At 62.1% G+C, this 17,738-nt stretch carries 16 protein-coding genes; 11 read left to right on the top strand and 5 right to left on the bottom strand.

Going from position 1 to position 17,738, the window contains the following annotated elements:
• Positions 1-22: 22 nt before the first annotated feature.
• Together M1D89_RS21675 and M1D89_RS21670 are read left to right on the top strand one after the other, a co-directional pair.
• The gene (locus M1D89_RS21675; protein ID WP_091464975.1) at positions 23-1,324 is read left to right on the top strand and encodes an aromatic ring-hydroxylating oxygenase subunit alpha; all 1,302 of its coding nucleotides are present in this window, start codon (positions 23-25) and stop codon (positions 1,322-1,324) included.
• Complete coding sequence (locus tag M1D89_RS21670; protein WP_498646874.1) at positions 1,321-2,730, top strand: ferredoxin reductase; 1,410 nt, start codon at positions 1,321-1,323, stop codon at positions 2,728-2,730. The genes M1D89_RS21675 and M1D89_RS21670 overlap by 4 nt, the downstream gene beginning before the upstream one ends.
• Positions 2,731-2,735: 5 nt before the next feature.
• On the opposite strand, the gene M1D89_RS21665 is transcribed toward M1D89_RS21670, so the two are convergent.
• Entirely contained in the window at positions 2,736-4,010 is a 1,275-nt protein-coding gene (locus M1D89_RS21665; protein ID WP_498646872.1) for a helix-turn-helix transcriptional regulator, read from the bottom strand.
• Between the two features lie 150 nt (positions 4,011-4,160).
• Between M1D89_RS21665 and hxlB the strand changes: the two genes are divergently transcribed.
• Both hxlB and hxlA read left to right on the top strand, forming a co-directional pair.
• The gene (gene hxlB / locus M1D89_RS21660; RefSeq protein WP_498646870.1) at positions 4,161-4,751 is read left to right on the top strand and encodes a 6-phospho-3-hexuloisomerase; all 591 of its coding nucleotides are present in this window, start codon (positions 4,161-4,163) and stop codon (positions 4,749-4,751) included.
• 63 nt (positions 4,752-4,814) lie between these two features.
• Entirely contained in the window at positions 4,815-5,438 is a 624-nt protein-coding gene (gene hxlA / locus M1D89_RS21655) for a 3-hexulose-6-phosphate synthase (protein ID WP_498646869.1), read from the top strand.
• Between the two features lie 3 nt (positions 5,439-5,441).
• Here hxlA and M1D89_RS21650 read toward each other — a convergent pair whose 3' ends face one another.
• Positions 5,442-7,595 (bottom strand): amylo-alpha-1,6-glucosidase, encoded by a 2,154-nt coding sequence (locus M1D89_RS21650; protein ID WP_498646867.1) that lies wholly within the window; start codon positions 7,593-7,595, stop codon positions 5,442-5,444.
• Between the two features lie 277 nt (positions 7,596-7,872).
• On the opposite strand from M1D89_RS21650, the gene M1D89_RS21645 reads away from it, so the two are divergent.
• From M1D89_RS21645 to M1D89_RS21615, 7 genes are all read left to right on the top strand, one after another.
• Positions 7,873-8,211 (top strand): hypothetical protein, encoded by a 339-nt coding sequence (locus M1D89_RS21645; protein ID WP_498646865.1) that lies wholly within the window; start codon positions 7,873-7,875, stop codon positions 8,209-8,211.
• 92 nt (positions 8,212-8,303) lie between these two features.
• Positions 8,304-9,710, top strand: coding sequence for a cryptochrome/photolyase family protein (locus tag M1D89_RS21640; RefSeq protein WP_498646863.1), 1,407 nt, complete (start codon positions 8,304-8,306; stop codon positions 9,708-9,710).
• A gap of 41 nt (positions 9,711-9,751) precedes the next feature.
• Positions 9,752-10,324: a hypothetical protein gene (locus M1D89_RS21635; RefSeq protein ID WP_498646861.1), complete on the top strand. Its 573-nt coding sequence runs from the start codon at positions 9,752-9,754 to the stop codon at positions 10,322-10,324.
• Positions 10,325-10,445: 121 nt separating this feature from the next.
• Entirely contained in the window at positions 10,446-11,945 is a 1,500-nt protein-coding gene (locus M1D89_RS21630; protein WP_498646858.1) for a CoA-acylating methylmalonate-semialdehyde dehydrogenase, read from the top strand.
• Complete coding sequence (locus M1D89_RS21625) at positions 11,945-13,006, top strand: enoyl-CoA hydratase/isomerase family protein (protein ID WP_498646856.1); 1,062 nt, start codon at positions 11,945-11,947, stop codon at positions 13,004-13,006. The genes M1D89_RS21630 and M1D89_RS21625 overlap by 1 nt, the downstream gene beginning before the upstream one ends.
• 10 nt (positions 13,007-13,016) lie before the next feature.
• Positions 13,017-13,958 carry a 3-hydroxyisobutyrate dehydrogenase gene (gene mmsB / locus M1D89_RS21620; RefSeq protein WP_498646855.1) on the top strand — a complete coding sequence of 314 codons (942 nt, stop codon included), beginning with the start codon at positions 13,017-13,019 and terminating at the stop codon, positions 13,956-13,958.
• A 45-nt stretch (positions 13,959-14,003) separates the two neighbouring features.
• The gene (locus tag M1D89_RS21615; protein WP_498646853.1) at positions 14,004-14,783 is read left to right on the top strand and encodes an enoyl-CoA hydratase; all 780 of its coding nucleotides are present in this window, start codon (positions 14,004-14,006) and stop codon (positions 14,781-14,783) included.
• 12 nt (positions 14,784-14,795) lie between these two features.
• On the opposite strand, the gene M1D89_RS21610 is transcribed toward M1D89_RS21615, so the two are convergent.
• The 3 genes from M1D89_RS21610 to M1D89_RS21600 all read right to left on the bottom strand — a co-directional run bounded on the left by M1D89_RS21610 (position 14,796) and on the right by M1D89_RS21600 (position 17,710).
• Complete coding sequence (locus M1D89_RS21610) at positions 14,796-15,752, bottom strand: carbohydrate kinase family protein (RefSeq protein ID WP_498646851.1); 957 nt, start codon at positions 15,750-15,752, stop codon at positions 14,796-14,798.
• A 120-nt stretch (positions 15,753-15,872) separates the two neighbouring features.
• Positions 15,873-16,667 carry an ATP-binding cassette domain-containing protein gene (locus tag M1D89_RS21605; RefSeq protein WP_498646849.1) on the bottom strand — a complete coding sequence of 265 codons (795 nt, stop codon included), beginning with the start codon at positions 16,665-16,667 and terminating at the stop codon, positions 15,873-15,875.
• Complete coding sequence (locus M1D89_RS21600) at positions 16,664-17,710, bottom strand: ABC transporter permease (protein WP_498646847.1); 1,047 nt, start codon at positions 17,708-17,710, stop codon at positions 16,664-16,666. The genes M1D89_RS21605 and M1D89_RS21600 overlap by 4 nt, the downstream gene beginning before the upstream one ends.
• Positions 17,711-17,738: the final 28 nt, after the last annotated feature.

The raw sequence follows: 17,738 nt of genomic DNA, 5'->3' as shown, positions 1-17,738 counted from the left end.
CACGCCTCCCGGGAGGAAATACATGTCTGCTCCAGTCTTGCCCCTCAACTCACGCGGAAAACTCGCTTCATCTTTGCCTGCAGAGCAGCTGGCGGAGATCAGCGAACTGTTCGAGTTCCGGCGCAAGGGATATTCCCTCGATGCGCCTTTCTACACCGATGCCACGATCTTCAAGATCGACATGGAAGCCATTTTTGGCCAGCACTGGATCTTCGCGGCCAGCATCGCCGAACTGCCGGAGCCGGGCGACTACGTCACCGTCGACTATGGTCCCTACTCCCTGATCGTGCTGCGCAATGACGACGGCGGCGTGAACGTCCTGCACAACGTCTGCCGTCACCGCGGCGCCCGTGTCCTGACCGAGCCCGCCGGGTCAACAGGCAACCTGGTCTGCGGCTATCACTCCTGGACCTACTCCCCGGAGGGCAACCTGATCCACGCCTCCGCACCGGGAGAGACGAAGTTCGACAAGGGCTGCTTCGGCCTCAAGCGCGCCCACAGCCGTGTGGTTGCCGGGCTGATCTTCGTCTGCATTGCGGACGAACCGCCCACCGACTTTGACGAGACTTCCAAGATCTTCGAGCCGTACCTCGCGCCCCACGATCTCTCCAAGACGAAAATCGCCTACCAGCAGAACATCGTTGAAGAGGGCAACTGGAAGCTCGTCATGGAGAACAACCGTGAGTGCTACCACTGTGACGGCCACCCGGAGCTCGCTTGTTCCCTCTTCCCCACCTGGGGCCTGACGGAGGGCCTGATTCCGGCCCACCTTGAAGAGGTGTGGGACCGCAACAAGGAAGCACAGGCATCGCTCGAGGAGCGTTGCCGCCGCTATGGCCTTCCCTACGAGGTGGTGGAAGAGCTCGACACCCGCATTGCTGGAATCCGCATCTCACGGGAATCGCTGGATGGCGACGGCGAATCGTTCTCGCCCGATGGCCGCAGGCTCTCCAAGAAGCTGCTCGGCGATTTGCGGGACTTCCGGCTTGGCCGCTGCTCGATGCACCTTCAGCCCAACAGCTGGTTCCACTTCCAGAGCGACCACGTCATCACGTTCGGGGTCTTCCCCATCAACGAACACCAGTCCCTGGTCCGCACCACGTGGCTGGTAGCCGACGACGCCGTCGAAGGTGTCGACTACGACTTGGAGAAGCTCACCTACACCTGGAAGCAGACCAATCTGCAGGACAAGGCGTTCGTGGAGCTATGCCAGACGGGCGCCGGCAGCCCCGCCTACGAGCCCGGCCCGTACATGAAGAGCGAATACCAGGTGGAGGCATTCATCAACTGGTACGTGCAGCGCGTCCAGGAGCACTTGGCATGACGGAACTCCTCACTGAGACGTTAGTCCAGGAGCCACATCGCATACGCGGTCTTGAGATGCCGTGGAACAGGGTCATGGGCAGCACGGAGGGACCCGCCAGCGCGGCTCGTGCGTTGGGTCCTTGGCATCCGCAGGAGTTCATGGCCGAATGCGTCGAGATTGTTCCCGAAGTGGGCGGCATGATGACCTTCGTGTTCCGTCGCACCGATGGCGCACCCTTGGCGTTCCGTGCAGGCCAGTACGTTAATGTTGCTTTCCCGGTGAACGGCGAGGACGAGGATCCGGTGGACCGCAGCTACTCGCTGTCCAGCGCTCCCACCAAGCCGTGGACCTTCGACATCACAGTCAAGCGCGATGCCACGGGCCTGGTTTCACCGTGGGTGCACGAGAACATCAAACCCGGCACCGTCCTGGACATGCTCGGACCGGTAGGAGCATTCCACCTGCCCGACGCCGACCGTCGGGCCCGGTATCTCCTGCTGGCCGCCGGTGCAGGCATCACTCCCATCATGTCCATGGTGCGGACCATTCACTCCCTGCCCGGACAGGCCGATGTGGTGGTGCTCTATCACGGCGCAGAGGCCGGAGGCTTTGCCTTCAACAAGGAGCTGGCCTACATCGCGTCCGTTGACTCGCGCATCAAGGTCTTCTACTCCTTGGGCGACCGCAGCAAGCCCGAGGGCTGGGAAGGCCTGAGTGGAAGGCTGACGGCGGCCATGCTGGAGGAGGTTGCCCCCGACGCCAACGGCCGGCAGGTATATGCCTGTGGACCCGAGGGCTACCTGAACACCGCCACCGAGCTTTTAGGCAACGTGGGTGTGGACGATACTTCCATCCACATGGAATTCTTCACGGGAGATCGGCAGACGATCCTTGAGTACCAGGCAGAGCTCGCGCTTGCAGTAGACATTGCAGAGGAAATCGCCGAGGAAATCGCGGATTCCGCTGAGGATTACTACGAAAGCCAGCCCACGGCGTTCGGGCTCTACGAGCCAGGCTATGACGCCGAGGGCCCCCTTAAGGCTTCTGGTTTGCCGCTGGAAACCGTCGACCCGGACGGGGCCGACGGTTCCGACGGCGGTTCGGATGAGGGAGCGAAGGCCGATGCGCCTGATGCTTCGAGCTTCGAGACAGTAGGAACGGGAAGCCTCACCCTGTCCTTCATGCGCACGGGCATCAACGTGCGCATCGACCCCACCGAGCACATCCTCGGTCCGGCCCAGCGTGCCGGGGTCAGGATCGGCGCGAACTGCAAAGAGGGCATGTGCGGTTCCTGCAAGGTGGTCAAGCTGTCAGGGGAAGTGGAGATGAACCACCAAGGTGGCATCCGCGCCAGGGAAATCGATGCGGGCAAGTTCCTGCCCTGCTGCTCCACCGCGCAGACCGATATGGTGATCGACGCGTAGTACGGCTACCGGAGTCCCGCACTGTGGGCCAGAGCAATGGCCTCAGTGCGGGACCGGACGTCGAGCTTCCGGAAGAGGTTCCGGAGATGGAATTTCACAGTATTCTCGCTGATGCCCAGATCAGCGGCAATGGAGCGATTACGCTGGCCGGCAGCCAGCAACTGAAGAACCTCAAGTTCCCTGCCTGCCAGCCCCCACTCTGCTACGTCCCCCGCAGGAGTTGACGGCGGATCCAGCGGCAGGACCACAGAGATATCGGCGCCCCATCCCTGCATGACGTCGACGTTCATGGTCCCGTCGACGGCCTGCACACGTTGAAGCAACCGTTCAAGCGTGGGACCTTCAGGGGAAAGCTCCCCGCCGCCGTCATCCCTGACATTGATCAGCAGGTTCTCCCCATCACAGTCCCATTGCGTCCGGACCCGATGAACATCCGACTGCTCGGCGATAGCCAGGGCCAATCCTCGAACCACAGCCCTGGCGGCGTGGGCAACCTCGCCGGGCAGTGCCCTTCCGTTCGCAGGCGGTTCGATGAACTGGATGTCGATGTTACTGAAGTGCATGAGCGGCCTGAGGTCTTCCCGAAGCCTCTCGAACGCCTTGGCGACGGGCTCCTCCACCAGGTTGCTGGTGCGGTCACTGAGGGTACGTAGACCGACCAAGGCTTTGGCGGTCAGATCGGTGACGAACGTACGGGCCGCGCGATCGTCCAGGGAGTTTGAACGTAACGCCGCGAGGACAGTTTCCAAGGTTGTTGAGTGCTGGTCCACCAGCTCGCCGGTAACGCGGACACGCTCCGCCGATGCTGCCCGGGACTCCAGGAGATACGACGGCGGTGCGTCGCTCACTTTCTCTTGGATACGCGCCGCCGCAATCTCCCAAAGGTAGGTCACCATCCGTAGGGATCCACTGTCCGCATCGGCGGCAGTTGGCACCGGATCGGTAAGGACCAGCAGGGCATTGCTTGGTGCAAAGCGGAACGCGATGACCTCCCTCTGCTGGCCGCCAATCAAGGCTGGCCCCCGCCAAGGTCCCTCCCCGTCCACTGAGGCTCGCAACCGTTCCAGTTCCGGGATGGAGACCCTGCTGACGATGTCCTCTGCGCCGGCCTTTTTTTGGGGTCGGCCCGTGCAGTCCTCAGTGAAGATGACCAGGGCACTCGATGTGAGGAAGGGAAGGGTGGCTGAGCGGAGTTCTTCGGCAATGCCCATCAAGGGGGCTTTCGCTATGGACGCAACCGCATCCAGAAGAGGCCAGTGGAAGTCGGTGCGCTGGTGCATGCCACCCAGCCTAAAGGAGCTCGCTCCAGATGCCTACCCGAACGGGTGGTTATCACTGTCCATTTTTGGCGTTACCCCTACCTGAAGTAACCGGAACAATCGTAGTAGGCCCTCTAAGGGAAGAGGCACCCACCTGCAAAAGGAGTGAAAGTGAACGTCACCGCAGAAACAGCAACAACCACCAGTGACGACGTAGCCAGTAACGTATCCCTGATCTTGGGCGAGATGGGAAACACGGCCTCCCGCATTGATTACGGACAAGTTTCCCGTCTTGCCGACGAGATCAGTGGTGCTGAACGCGTCTTCCTCGCCGGAGCCGGTCGGAGTGGATTGGTCTTACGGATGGCAGCCATGCGCCTCATGCACCTCGGCAAAACCGTCCATGTTGCGGGTGACACCACAACACCTGCCATCAATGCAGGGGATCTGCTGATTGTCGCTTCCGGTTCAGGTACTACATCCGGGGTAGTCAAAGCGGCTCAAACAGCACTCTCGGCAGGAGCCCAGGTTGTTGCAATCACCACCAACTCGTCTTCCCCCTTGGCTGGCCTTGTCCACGCGGTGGTGGTTATCCCTGCCGCCCAGAAGACGGACCATGGCTCAGATGTTTCGCAGCAGTACTCCGGCAGCCTCTTCGAACAGTCGCTCTTCCTGGTTACCGAGGCTGTTTTCCATGCTCTCTGGGGCGCCACCGACGAGCCGGCTGAGCAGCTCTGGTTGCGGCACGCCAACCTGGAATAGACCCAGGTCATCTTCCAAATTTCCGCCCGATACATTAACCATTCCAAAGAAGGAAACAACACCATGAAACTGCAAGTTGCACTCGACCTCCTCACCATCGAAGACGCCCTGGAACTCGCCGGCAAAGTAGCCGAGCACGTGGACATCATCGAGCTGGGCACCCCGCTGATCAAGGCCGAGGGTCTCTCCGCCGTCACGGCAATCAAGGAAGCCCACCCTACCAAGATCGTGTTCGCGGACATGAAGACCATGGACGCCGGCGAGCTTGAAGCCGACATTGCTTTCAAGGCAGGCGCCGACCTGGTGTCCGTCCTTGGAACGGCGGACGACTCCACCATTGCGGGTGCAGTCAAAGCTGCACAGACCCACAACAAGGGCATCGTGGTGGACCTGATTGGCGTGGCTGACAAGGTTTCCCGCGCCAAGGAAGCCCGCGCCTTGGGCGCAAAGTTCGTCGAGTTCCATGCTGGCCTTGATGAGCAAGCCCAGCCGGGTTACGACCTGCGTGGACTGCTTAATGCCGGCGAAGAGGCCCGGGTACCGTTCTCTGTGGCCGGTGGAGTCAACGCTTCAACCATCGGAGCCGTGCAGTTGGCCGGTGCCGACGTAGCGGTCGCGGGCAGCGCAATCTACAGCGCAGCTGATCCGGAACTGGCTGCGAAGGAACTCAAGGCAGCAATCCAGTAGTTCCTAGGGTTCTGTCCGCCGCAGCTCGGCCTTTTCCACAAGCTCAGTGATCCAGGGCCGTTGGGCACGGTGGAGTGTCAGGCCCTCCGGAAGTCCCTGAACCTGGGATGTAGAGCCGGTGACATCAATGGTGATGCGCCCGCTCCCCATGGGGGCATTGCTGATGTGCAGGTCACCGTATGATTCCGGCAATACGGGATCCAGCCAGACGCCGCCCAAGGAAATGTGGGCGTCGTAACGCATGAGTCCGGTGATCAGCTGGATGGGAGTGGTGGCAGCCCATGCCTGCGGGGAGCAGGCAGTCGGATACGGCACGGGCTCCCTGAACTGTCCGCGGTCAAAACCGCAGAACAGTTCGGGGAGCCTGCCGCCTGAAAACTCGGCAGCCTCAAGGAGGGCAGTGGCAATGCGCTGCGCTTCCTCCACGTAGCCGTAGCGGAGCAGCCCCGCCGCTATCAGTGCGTTGTCATGTGGCCAGACTGACCCATTGTGGTAGCTGGCAGGGTTGTAGGCGCCCATGTCGCTGGCCAGTGTCCGGACGCCCCAGCCGCTGAACATTTCCGGGGACATGAGCCGCTCCGCCACGAGGGGTGCCTTGTCTTCATCCACCAGCCCGAACCACAAGCAGTGCCCCATGTTTGAAGCACACGCATCCACGGGTCGCTTGTCCTTATCCAAGGCCACCGCGTAGTAGCCCTTGTCCGGGAGCCAAAACTCCTCATTGAATTTCTTTTTCAAGCGATCCGCGCGTTCCCGAAGCTCGGCCGCCAAGATGAGATCGCCGTCGTCGTAAGCCATCCAAGCGCGCGCCATATAGGCGCCATGCACGTATGCCTGGACTTCGCACAGTGCCAGTGGCGGTTCGGCAATGGTTCCGTCGGCAAAGTTGATGCCGTCCCAGGAGTCCTTCCAGCCCTGGTTGATCAGGCCGTGCTCGTTGGGACGCCCATACTCCACAAAGCCGTCGCCATCCCGGTCGCCATAGTCACTGATCCATTCGAGCGCGCGATCCGCATTGGGGAGGAGCTCCGCAATCACATCCTTGGCGAAGCCCCACCGGCTGACGGAACCCAGGACGATGACAAACAGGGGAGTGGCGTCCACGCTGCCGAAGTACGCGGACTTGCCGCCCAGGGCCAGACCGCTGGAGACGTCCAGCCGGACTTCATGCAGAATCTTGCCCGGTTCTTCCTCGCTGTTGGTGTCCACCACCGTTCCCTGACGGTCAGCCAGCGTGCGGAGGGTGCCCAATGCCAGTGACGGGTCAACGGGCAGTGCCATCTCTGACGCCCACAAGGAGTCGCGGCCAAACAACGTCATGAACCAGGGCGCCCCGGCGGCAACAACCACCCTGTCCGGGTGGTCCGGATCCTGGATCCTCAACGCGCCCAGGTCTTCGTAGCTGCGCCTCAGGGTGCGTTCGATGGCGCGATTCCCCACCTGCAGGCGGGGGATCTTGGCCACCCATTCCTCCCGGCGACGATCGCTGGGGGACAACTCGCCGCGGGCCGGATGGGTGAAGGGCGTCCCTGCGCCGTCAAGGGTGGGGACGACGCTCACGCGGGTGCTCCAGCTCCCGGAAGGCGGAATCCTGGCAGTGAATCCCAACGCTCGAGCCCCTGCGCCCGCACCCTCAGCCCGGATCACCACGCTCTTCCGGATGCCCTCCCACTTTCCGCGGATCTCCAAGGAGTCGCCCTCCGGGACGCGGGTTTCCGTCCATTCCCGGGTGATCCGCGCTTCCTTGACCTCAAAGAGGTCCGCGAAATCCGATTCGGCAGTCAGCAGGATCCGGCACTCTGCTGGCCGCTTGGAGTAGTTCCGGACGGTGATCTCCTCCAGGATTCCTGCCCCGACTTCCCGTAAGCGTTCCACCAGCAACGGGCTGTCCGCGTACCCGTCCGAACGCGGTACCCGTCCTGCAAACAGCGCACGGTAAGGTTCCCGGGTTTCGGCTGCCAGGGGTTCGATCATCTGGCCGTTGACGGTCAGCTCCCATCGGGAGAGTATCCGGGTGTCCAGATGGAAGACGCCATGGGGAAGTTCGGGGTGAATGTCCCCGTTGGCAGAGGAAATGCAGAAGGACGAGCCTTCTACCAAGGTGACCGTTCCGGAGCCCAGCGGCCCCGCTGCGGTGTCAGCATTCCATCCAGCCACTTGATGCTCCTAACCAGTGAGCTCGCGGATCGCTTGAGCTCTAGCGGCCGCGCGCTGGGCGGCCTTCTGCACGGATGTAAATGACGGTACGCCGGAGAGGGTGCGGGCACCAGAGCCCTGCCATGCCCAGCGCATCCGCGGAGGACAAACCCGCCCGCAACCCAGAGTTAATCTCTTTTCCTCGTCCGGGCAACCAGAACGGGTCTATAGTGAGGGATAGGACATTCGCTGATGCAGCCCGGCGGCCCGCATTTCTTCCGACGCCGGAGGCCCCGTAATGACCGACACCCAAATTGGCAGCTTTATTCGCGACTGTGTGGTGTTTGAGGACGACACTGAGAACGGCTTGGACTTTGACACTTTCTACGGCCTGTACATCAGCTGGTGCGTTCTCGGACGCAAAATCCCCATTCCCGACTCCGCTTTCAAAACAGCCCTTGAACGCCAGGGACTGAAACCCATCAAGGTCAGTGGACAGAGAATTTACCCCGGCATGAGCATGGTAGGTGCAGCCGCGCGGGACTACGTAGTAAACAGTGTTCCCCTGTGGAGCGAAACCGCCACCGACATCCCGGTTTCCGAAATTAGCCAACAAGCAGTGGCATCCATCGCCTGATCTCATTCCAGCAAGCTTTCAGCCCATGCCCCTAGGATTCTTAGGGGGCATGGGCTGTTCCTGTTTCCGGAGGTTCTCGCTGAAAGGCTCTAATGAAACCGTCCATCGTTTGGTTTCGCGACGACCTGAGGGTCGCCGATAACCCGGCCCTGCGTGCCGCCGTCGACGACGGTGCGGCCGTTGCCCTCTACGTCCTTGACGAAGAATCGCCGGGTATCCGCCCTCACGGTGGGGCCGCGCGTTGGTGGCTCCACCACTCGCTTACTGCCCTTCGCGAGGATCTGGACAGGCTTGGTGTTCCCCTGCTGCTCCGCCGTGGATCTGCAGCCGACGTGGTTCAGGAGACCACGACGGCGATTGGTGCCGGCGGGTTGTACTGGAACCGGCGGTACGGTTCCGCTGAGCGGACGGTCGACGCCGGCATCAAGGCTTGGGCGGCCGAGGCTGGACTGCATGTTTCGAGTTTTCAGGCTTCCCTGCTCCATGAGCCGTGGGAGGTCACCACTAAAACGGGCGGGCAATACAAAGTCTTCACCCCTTTCTGGCGGACTGTTTCTGCGCAGGACTTCCGCGAGCCGCTGGAAGTCCCTGAAGCGGGACACGGATTCACCGGAAAACTGCCCGTCCATGACCACTTGGAATCGTGGCAACTGCTCCCCACCACGCCGGACTGGTCCCGCGGATTGGCCGAAATGTGGACGCCGGGCGCTGCCGCCGGGCACAAGCGGCTCGCCACGTTCGTGGCGGACGGCCTCTCCAACTACAGCGAGGGCCGTCACCGTCCGGATACAGATGGAAGCAGTTGCCTGTCTCCCTACCTGCGCTGGGGTGAGCTCAGCCCATTCCAGGTGTGGCACGCCTTGGGTTCCAAGCGATCGGAAAGCGCCTCTATCTATGCTTCCGAGTTGGGCTGGCGCGAGTTCTGCTGGCACCAGTACTTCCACAATCCAGAGCTTGCAACGGCCAACCTTCGCCCGGAGTTTGATCGCTTTCCCTGGGCTTGGCCGGGCACCAACCATAACGGCAGCAGTGACAGCAACGGCAAGCACCCCGGCCACGAGTCAGCGCCGGAGGAATTCCAAGCCTGGCAGCAGGGTCGCACCGGCTTTCCCATGGTGGACGCGGGGCAACGGCAGCTTTGGCATACGGGCTGGATGCACAACCGTGTCCGTATGGTTGCCGCGAGTTTCTTGGTCAAAAACCTCGGCATTCATTGGCAGCTGGGGGAGCAATGGTTTTGGGACACCTTGGTGGACGCCGATCCGGCGTCGAATCCGGCCAACTGGCAATGGGTAGCCGGTTCCGGGGCGGATGCTTCGCCGTTCTTCAGGATCTTCAATCCGGAGGCTCAGCGCGTGAAGTTCGATCCCCAGGGGAAGTATATTGCCCACTGGATTCCCGAGTTCGGAACACCCGAATACCCGCAGGAAATCGTGGACCTGAAGACAACACGGGCGGAAGCGCTGGAAGCGTACAAGGAGATGAAAGAGGTCCACTAGGGTCCCCGAGGTTCCGTGCGACCCGATTATAGGCTGGGGGCATGTCAACCGAGCTCATCCTAAAAATCGTTATCGGGGCAATCGTCGCAGGGCTCCTTGCAGTGGGCACTTGGTGGGCCCGGAAGCACCCCAATAGGTCCAAGGAGTATCCGGAACAGGTGCGCCTGCCCAAAGTGGTGCCTTTCATTGGCTGGCTTTTCCTTGGTTTCGGCCTCATCATGAGCTTGGTCTCGTTCTCCTATGCTCCTTCTCCCTTGGGTTCCCGAATCACTGCTGTTGCAATCTTCCTGGCCGGCCTTGCTTTCGTGTTGATGTACCGCAATTGGTACGTGGCTCCGCGCGCCCATGAGGTTGCCTTCCGAACCGTGCTCGGCAAGGAACACGTAGTTCCCTACGGCGAGATTGCGCACTACCGCGTTCAGGTGATGAAGGGGCAGCCGATCCTGACGGTCAAGTCCGTTCATGGTGCAAAGCTCAGCCTGAATATCCGCACCTTCGACGTAACACCCCTCATGACTGCCATCGATTTCCACAAGGTGACCGGACGCTGGCCTGCCCGAGCGGACGAGGTGGGCGGAGGTCCCGCGGCAGAAAAATACCCCTCTGGAAATTAGTAGGAAGTCCGAGTATATTCGGATTCAGAGATGACCTGGATCACAGTTGGTCACGTGCTCCGCAACGGTCCCAGCACCCGGCGGCACGGCAGTCATTCACGATGCAAAGGAGCATTCCACCATGGTGCGCGAGCTTTCCCACTACGTAGACGGCCAGAGGATCGAAGGCACGTCCGGTCGATTCAGTGATGTTTACGATCCCTGCACGGGCGAAGTCCAAGCGCGGCTTCCGCTGGCCAGCGCGGACGAGGTTCGCAACGCCGTCGCAAATGCCGAAAAGGGTCAGCTCGAATGGGCGGCAATGAACCCGCAACGCCGGGGACGCATCCTGCTCAAGTTCGTGGACCTGGTCAACCAGAACATGGACGAGCTCGCAAAGCTCCTGTCATCCGAACACGGCAAGACCTTCGCCGACGCCAAGGGCGACATCCAGCGCGGCATCGAGGTAGTGGAGTTCTCCGCCGGGGCGCCGCATCTGCTCAAGGGCGAGTTCTCGGACAACGCCGGCCAGGGGATCGACGTCCATTCGCTCCGCCAGCCGCTGGGCGTCGTCGCGGGCATTACGCCCTTCAACTTCCCGGCCATGATCCCGCTGTGGAAGTCCGGACCGGCGCTCGCAGCCGGCAACGCCTTCATTCTCAAGCCCTCCGAGCGGGACCCCTCCGTTCCGCTGCGCCTTGCCGAGCTGTACAGCGAAGCCGGTGTGCCGAACGGCGTTTTCAACGTGATCAACGGCGACAAGGAAGCCGTGGATGCGCTGCTCGAAGATCCGCGGGTGAAGGCCATCGGTTTTGTGGGATCCACCCCCATTGCCCAGTACATCTATGCCACGGCAGCTGCGCACGGCAAGCGCGCCCAATGCTTCGGCGGTGCGAAGAACCACATGGTGATCATGCCCGACGCCGATTTGGACATGGCTGCCGACGCCCTGATTGGTGCCGGGTACGGTTCCGCAGGCGAACGATGCATGGCAATCTCCGTTGCCGTGCCCGTTGGCCAGGAAACCGCAGACGCCTTGGTGGCCAAGCTGACCGGGCGTGTGAAGGATCTGAAGGTCGGCCACAGCCTGGACAAGGATTCGGACTTCGGTCCCGTGGTGGCTGCTTCTGCCAAAGAGCGGATCGAAGGCTACATCCAGTCCGGCGTGGACGAAGGCGCAACGCTGGTCACCGATGGTCGAGGCCTCACTGTGGACGGCTACGACGGCGGGTTCTGGGTGGGCCCAACGCTCTTCGACAATGTCACTAAGGACATGAAGATCTACAAGGAAGAGATCTTCGGTCCCGTCCTCAGCGTGCTGCGCGCGGCTGACTACGACGAAGCGCTCAGGCTCTGCAGCGAACACGAGTTCGGCAACGGCGTGGCCATTTTCACCCGCGACGGCGACTCCGCCCGCGACTTTGCCAGCCGGGTAGAGGTAGGCATGGTGGGCATCAATGTGCCGATTCCGGTGCCGATCGCCTACTACACGTTCGGCGGCTGGAAGGCGTCCGGTTTCGGAGACCTCAACCAGCATGGCGCCGATGCGTTCCGTTTCTACACCAAGACCAAGACCGTGACGTCGCGGTGGCCTTCCGGCATTCGCCAGGGCGCCAGCTTCATCATGCCGGCAGGCAGCTGATGGGGGCCTTGGAAACAGAAGATGTTCTCTTTGAGCGTCGCGGCCACCTCGGAGTCGTGACCCTCAACCGCCCGAAAGCAGTCAACGCGCTGAACGATGGAATGGTGAAAGCCATGCTCCAGCAGCTGACCGAATGGGCTGACGACGACGCCGTTGCCACCGTCCTGGTGCGCGGCGCGGGCGACCGCGGACTTTGCGCTGGTGGCGACATCGTGGCCATTTACAAAGACATGCTGCATGGTGGCACCGCGACGGCTGAGTTCTGGGCTGACGAGTACCGGCTCAACGCGCTGATCTCGCACTACCCCAAACCGTACGTCGCATTCATGGACGGGCTCGTCCTGGGCGGCGGCGTGGGCATCTCTGCGCACGGCTCAGTGCGCGTGGTCACAGAGCGGACGCGCACCGGCATGCCGGAAACCACCATTGGATTCGTGCCCGACGTTGGCGGGACCCTTCTGCTTTCACGTTCGCCGGGGGAGGCAGGAACGCACGCCGCTTTGACCGGGGCGCACTTGTCCGGCGCGGACGCACTTTTCCTGGGGCTTGGAGACCACTTCGTGCCGTCGTCCGAGCTGCCCGCGCTGGCGCAAGCGTTGGAAAGCTCGACGGCGGAGGCCGCCGTCGAGCGTTTTGCCCAAGCCTCGCCGGAGTCAGCTTTGGCGGCGCAGCGGGAGTGGATCGATGCCGCTTACGCCTACGAGGATGCGGAAGAGATCGTCCGGAGCCTGCGTGCTTTGGGCGACGAGGCAGCCGCTGCAGCAGACACGATCGAGGCCAAATCGCCGACGTCGGTGAAGGTGGCGCTTGAGTCGCTGCGACGCGTCCGTGGGCTCTCTTTGGAGGAGGCGCTGGATCAGGAATTCCGGGTGGGCCTGCGATGCCTGGCCGGGCCCGATTTCCGGGAGGGGATCCGCGCGCAGGTGGTGGACAAGGACCGCAACCCGCAGTGGAAGCCGCCGACTCTCGCCGAAGTCCGGGAGTCCGACGTCGAGGGCTACTTTGCGCCGCTCGGCGACCGGGAGCTGGGGCTTTCAGCCAGTCCAGTCCAGTCACTTTGAAGGAGACGACATGACAGAGAACGCAGCCGTGCCAGATATCCAAGCCCCGGCAACGGGACTCATCGCTTTCCTTGGCCTGGGCCATATGGGTGGTCCCATGGCGGCCAACCTGATCAAGGCAGGGCACGATGTGATTGGCTACGACCCCGTTCCGGCGGCCGTCGAGGCAGCCCGGGCTCACGGAATTCCCATGGCATCGACGGCTCATGAGGCTGCTGCGGAAGCGGCCGTGGTGTTGACCATGCTGCCCAGCGGCAAGCATGTGCTGGATGCCTACCGCGGTGTGGAGGGCCCTGGACTGCTCTCTGTTGCGAAGCCAAACACCTTGTTCCTGGACTGTTCCACCATCAACGTGGATGAAGCCCGCGAGGCCGCGGTGATCGCGTTGGAAGCCGGTCACCGCTCGGTGGACGCCCCTGTTTCAGGCGGTGTGGTGGGGGCCGAAGCCGGCACCTTGACCTTCATGGTGGGTGCTTTGCCGGAGGATTTCGAAACCGTGAGGCCAGTTTTGGAGCTCATGGGTAAGAGGATCGTCCACTGCGGTGACCATGGCGCCGGCCAAGCCGCCAAGGTTTGCAACAACATGATCCTGGGGGTGTCCATGATCGCCGTTGCCGAAGCATTCGTGCTCGGCGAGAAGCTCGGGCTCACGCACCAGGCTCTGTTCGATGTCGCTTCCAACGCGTCGGGCCAATGCTGGGCGCTGACTACGAACTGTCCCGTTCCCGGCCCGGTTCCCACCAGCCCTGCCAATCGCGACTATCAGCCTGGCTTTGCCGGAGCGCTGATGGCCAAGGACCTGCGCCTGGCCGTGAATGCGTTGGAAAGCACGGGCGTTGCTGCGGAAATGGGTCCTTTGGCTTCGCGTATCTACGACGCCTTTGCCGCTGGTGAAGGTGCCGGAAGGGACTTCTCCGGCATCATCACGGAGATCCGCGATAAGTCTGTGTGAGAGGTTGGAACTGAACTTATGACGAGCTTGGCGGAGAGGGAGAGCATGACTGAGCAGTACCAGAACATTGTGGTGGAACGTCGGGGACGGGTTGGCTTGGTGACACTGAACCGACCGGAGGCGTTGAATGCGTTGAATACCGCACTCATGAACGAACTTGTGGATGCAGTGACGGCCATGGACACTGATCCCGACGTTGGCGCCGTGGTGATCACGGGATCCGCCAAAGCTTTTGCTGCCGGTGCTGACATCAAGGAAATGTCCTCCAACAGCTACATGGAGATGTATGCGGCGGACTGGTTCCGCCGTTGGGAGGACCTCACCCGCCTCCGCGTCCCTGTTGTTGCTGCTGTGTCCGGTTTTGCTTTGGGTGGTGGCTGCGAACTGGCCATGATGGCTGACTTCATCATTGCCGGGGACAACGCCAAGTTCGGCCAGCCCGAGATCAACCTCGGCGTGATCCCGGGAATGGGCGGCTCGCAGCGGTTGACCCGGGCTGTGGGCAAGGCGAAAGCGATGGACATGGTTCTGACTGGCCGGTTCATGGACGCCGACGAAGCCGAACGCTCCGGTTTGGTCTCGCGAGTGGTCCCTGCAGCCGAGGTGATCGACGAAGCGCTCAAGGCAGCCGAAGTCATCGCCTCCAAGTCCAAGCCCGCCGCAATGGTGGCCAAGGAAGCCGTGAATGCAGCATTTGAGATGGGCCTGGCGCAAGGTGTTCTGTTTGAGCGCCGGGTGTTCCACTCGCTCTTCGCCACCGAGGATCAGAAGGAAGGCATGGCCGCGTTCAGCGAGAAGCGCCAACCGGAGTTCAAGCACAGATAGGGCGGGAACGGGCTATACGGCAGCGAGTGGCTGCTGTTTGAGTCCCTCCAGCCGTATGTGAAGTTCGTCGGAGGTCGGAGGGTTGGCGCCGGGCCGACTAACGGTGATCGCTGCGGCCACGGCTGCGGTCTGTCCGACGATCTCTAGGGCTGTTGGTGCGAAGGCATGTTCGGCTCTAGTCACCAGTTCGGCGATGAGTGCGGACATGTAGGAGTCACCGGCGCCGATGGTGTCTGCAACGCTGGTCTTCACTGATGGGATGTTGAGGCGCGTCCCGGGTGTGGCAAGGAGCGCACCTTCCGCGCCACGGGTGATCACGACCAGCCGAGCCCCCTGTTTGAGCAGTCGGGAAGCCACGTCGTCCGGCGAGGACGTGGGATACAGCCAATGAGCGTCTTCGTCGCTGAGTTTGACGACGTCAGTAAGGGGGAGCAGGTCCTCGAAGATCTTCTTTGCTTCGGCGTGGCTACCAAGGAGGGCCGGGCGGATGTTGGGGTCGTAGGTGATGAGGCAGGAGTCGTGGCATTGTTCGAGAAGGGTGCGCACGGTACTGGCTCCCGGGTCCAGGAACGTGGCGATGGATCCGGTATGGACGATTTTCGGAATCATGGCCGGTGCTACCGGGGCAAGTTCCCATAGGATGTCGAACTCGTAGCTGGCCGAACCATCCGTTGCGAGTGTGGCGGTAGCGGTGGCGGTGCGGTTAAGGGACTGTGACCCGGGGAGTAGCTGGACGCCTGCGCTTTGGAGGTGGGTGGTGATGGCGGCTCCGTGTTCGTCCTTGCCAATCGCTGTGAGCAGCCCCGTCGGTACCCCGAGGCGCCCCAGGCCGTAGGCCACATTCGCGGGGGAACCACCAGGGTAGCTGATGGCTCCTTCCCGGGTATTCACAATGTCAACCAGGGCTTCGCCGATGACGAGAACGTCCAGTTGGTTATGGGCGGAGGCGTCCGGGTGAATGTTGTGCATCTAGGTTCTTTCGTCGGGTCACCGGTGGTACGGCGGGGGTGTGGGTCCGTCCGCGGACCTGTCGGTAGGTCCGCGGACGGAGATGAGGGTTCCGAATGGACGGAAGGTCCGGCGTGCCCGTTAGGCTTTGGCCGCACCTGTCATGATGGCGACGGCGTCGGTCATGGTGTGGGATTGCGGGGTGATTGTCGCCGCGCATTTGCCCAGTCGCTGGATGTGGATGCGGTCTGCAACGTCGAACACGTGAGGCATGTTGTGGCTGATCAGGATGACTGGCAGGCCTCGGTCGCGGAGGTCCCGGACCAGCTGGAGCACCTGGTTGGATTCACGCACACCCAAAGCGGCTGTCGGTTCGTCGAGAACCACCACCTTGGATCCGAAGGCCGCTGCGCGGGCCACGGCGACGGCTTGCCGCTGGCCGCCGGAGAGATTTTCGACCGGTACGGTGACGTCCTGCAGGGTGGAGATGCCCAATCGGGTCAATTCTTCTTTGGCCTTCTTGCGCATGCCCTTGGTGTCGAGTATCCGAAACAGGCTCCCCAACGGTCCGGGGAGGCGCTCTTCCCGGCCGAGGAACAGGTTCGAGGCAACATCGAGGGCCGGCGAAACGGCAAGGTTCTGGTACACGGTTTCGATGCCGTGGACGCGGGCGTCCTGTGGCCGTTTGAAGTGCACCTGCTGTCCGGAGACGAACAGTTCGCCGGTATCCGGAACTTCGGCGCCGGTGAGGCATTTGATGAGTGTTGACTTACCTGCGCCGTTGTCGCCGATAATGGCCAGAACTTCGCCGGGGTAGAGGTCCAGGCTGACGCCGTCGAGACCGACGACCCGGCCGAAGGTCTTGACGAGGTTTCTGGCTTTGAGGATGGGCTCGCGGGTTTCGGTGCGGGGGGCTTCAAAATCTGTGGTGGTCATGACTTGACCTTTCGGATCCATTGATCGACGGACACGGCGATGATGATCAGGATGCCTACCGCGAGCGTCTGATAGAGCACGTCCAAGCCGGCGAGGGACAGGCCGTTGCGGAAGACACCAACGATCAGCGCTCCGAGCAGCGAACCCCAGATGGAGCCGCGGCCACCGAAGAGGCTGGTGCCGCCAATCACGACGGCGGTGATGGAGTCCAGGTTCAGGTCGACGCCGGCATTAGGGCTTGCGGCGTTGGTACGCCCGATTTGGATCCATGCGCCGATGGCGAGGACCGCACCGGCGGCAAGGTAGACGCTCATCAGCACCCGGTTGACGGGAATGCCGGCCAGACGGGCTGCTTCCTTGTCATCGCCCACAGCGTAGACGTGCCGGCCCCAGGCGGTCTTGCCCAAAATGAAGGCCACGGCCACGTAGAGGAGGAGCATCATGAGAACGCCGGTGGAGATCCGGACGGGTCCGATCGGGAAGGTGCTGCCGAGCCAGGTGAGCATGTCCGGCATCGCGGACCCACGCACGGTGCTTCCGCCGGAGTAAAGCAGCGTCAGAGCGATGAAGATGTTCAATGTTCCCAGCGTGACGATGAACGGTGGGAGGCGGAACCTTGTCACCAGGAATCCGTTCAGGGCCCCGGATCCTAGTCCGACGGCGAGGCCGGCAAGCAGTGCGATGGGCCCCGGGATGCCGTTGCTGACGGCGAGCTGGGCGATCACCATCGAGGACAAGATCATGACCGCGCCTACGGAGAGGTCAATTCCGGCGGTCAGGATGATCAGCGTCTGGGCGATGGCCAAGGTACCCACCACCGCAACCTGTTGAGTAATCAGTGACAGGTTCTCAACGCGCAGGAAACGGTCGTTGAGGAGCCCAAAGACCACTACGGCGATCAGCAGAACAATGGCCGGGCTGAGGGCTGGGTATCGGTGAAGGATGTTGCGGATTCTGCTGAGGGGGGTCTGGCGGTCGAGAAATTCCTCCGCCAAATCAGCATGCCCGGCGCTCGGAGGGCCGGCGGTCTGTTGCTGGGTCACTTTAGGTTGCTCCTGAACTTCCATGTTC

Source organism: Arthrobacter sp. D3-18 (assembly GCF_054408525.1).
The sequence above is the reverse complement of the archived record's forward strand: the minus strand, read 5'-3'. Positions and strand labels throughout refer to the sequence as shown.

Coding starts and splice junctions, on each gene's coding strand:
- hxlA (WP_498646869.1), top strand. CDS start 4,815: ATGAAACTGCAAGTTGCACTCGACCTCCTCACCATCGAAGACGCCCTG.
- M1D89_RS21635 (WP_498646861.1), top strand. CDS start 9,752: ATGTCAACCGAGCTCATCCTAAAAATCGTTATCGGGGCAATCGTCGCA.
- M1D89_RS21670 (WP_498646874.1), top strand. CDS start 1,321: ATGACGGAACTCCTCACTGAGACGTTAGTCCAGGAGCCACATCGCATA.
- M1D89_RS21615 (WP_498646853.1), top strand. CDS start 14,004: ATGACTGAGCAGTACCAGAACATTGTGGTGGAACGTCGGGGACGGGTT.
- M1D89_RS21645 (WP_498646865.1), top strand. CDS start 7,873: ATGACCGACACCCAAATTGGCAGCTTTATTCGCGACTGTGTGGTGTTT.
- mmsB (WP_498646855.1), top strand. CDS start 13,017: ATGACAGAGAACGCAGCCGTGCCAGATATCCAAGCCCCGGCAACGGGA.
- M1D89_RS21675 (WP_091464975.1), top strand. CDS start 23: ATGTCTGCTCCAGTCTTGCCCCTCAACTCACGCGGAAAACTCGCTTCA.
- M1D89_RS21625 (WP_498646856.1), top strand. CDS start 11,945: ATGGGGGCCTTGGAAACAGAAGATGTTCTCTTTGAGCGTCGCGGCCAC.
- M1D89_RS21640 (WP_498646863.1), top strand. CDS start 8,304: ATGAAACCGTCCATCGTTTGGTTTCGCGACGACCTGAGGGTCGCCGAT.
- M1D89_RS21665 (WP_498646872.1), bottom strand. CDS start 4,010: ATGCACCAGCGCACCGACTTCCACTGGCCTCTTCTGGATGCGGTTGCG.
- M1D89_RS21605 (WP_498646849.1), bottom strand. CDS start 16,667: ATGACCACCACAGATTTTGAAGCCCCCCGCACCGAAACCCGCGAGCCC.
- M1D89_RS21630 (WP_498646858.1), top strand. CDS start 10,446: ATGGTGCGCGAGCTTTCCCACTACGTAGACGGCCAGAGGATCGAAGGC.
- M1D89_RS21610 (WP_498646851.1), bottom strand. CDS start 15,752: ATGCACAACATTCACCCGGACGCCTCCGCCCATAACCAACTGGACGTT.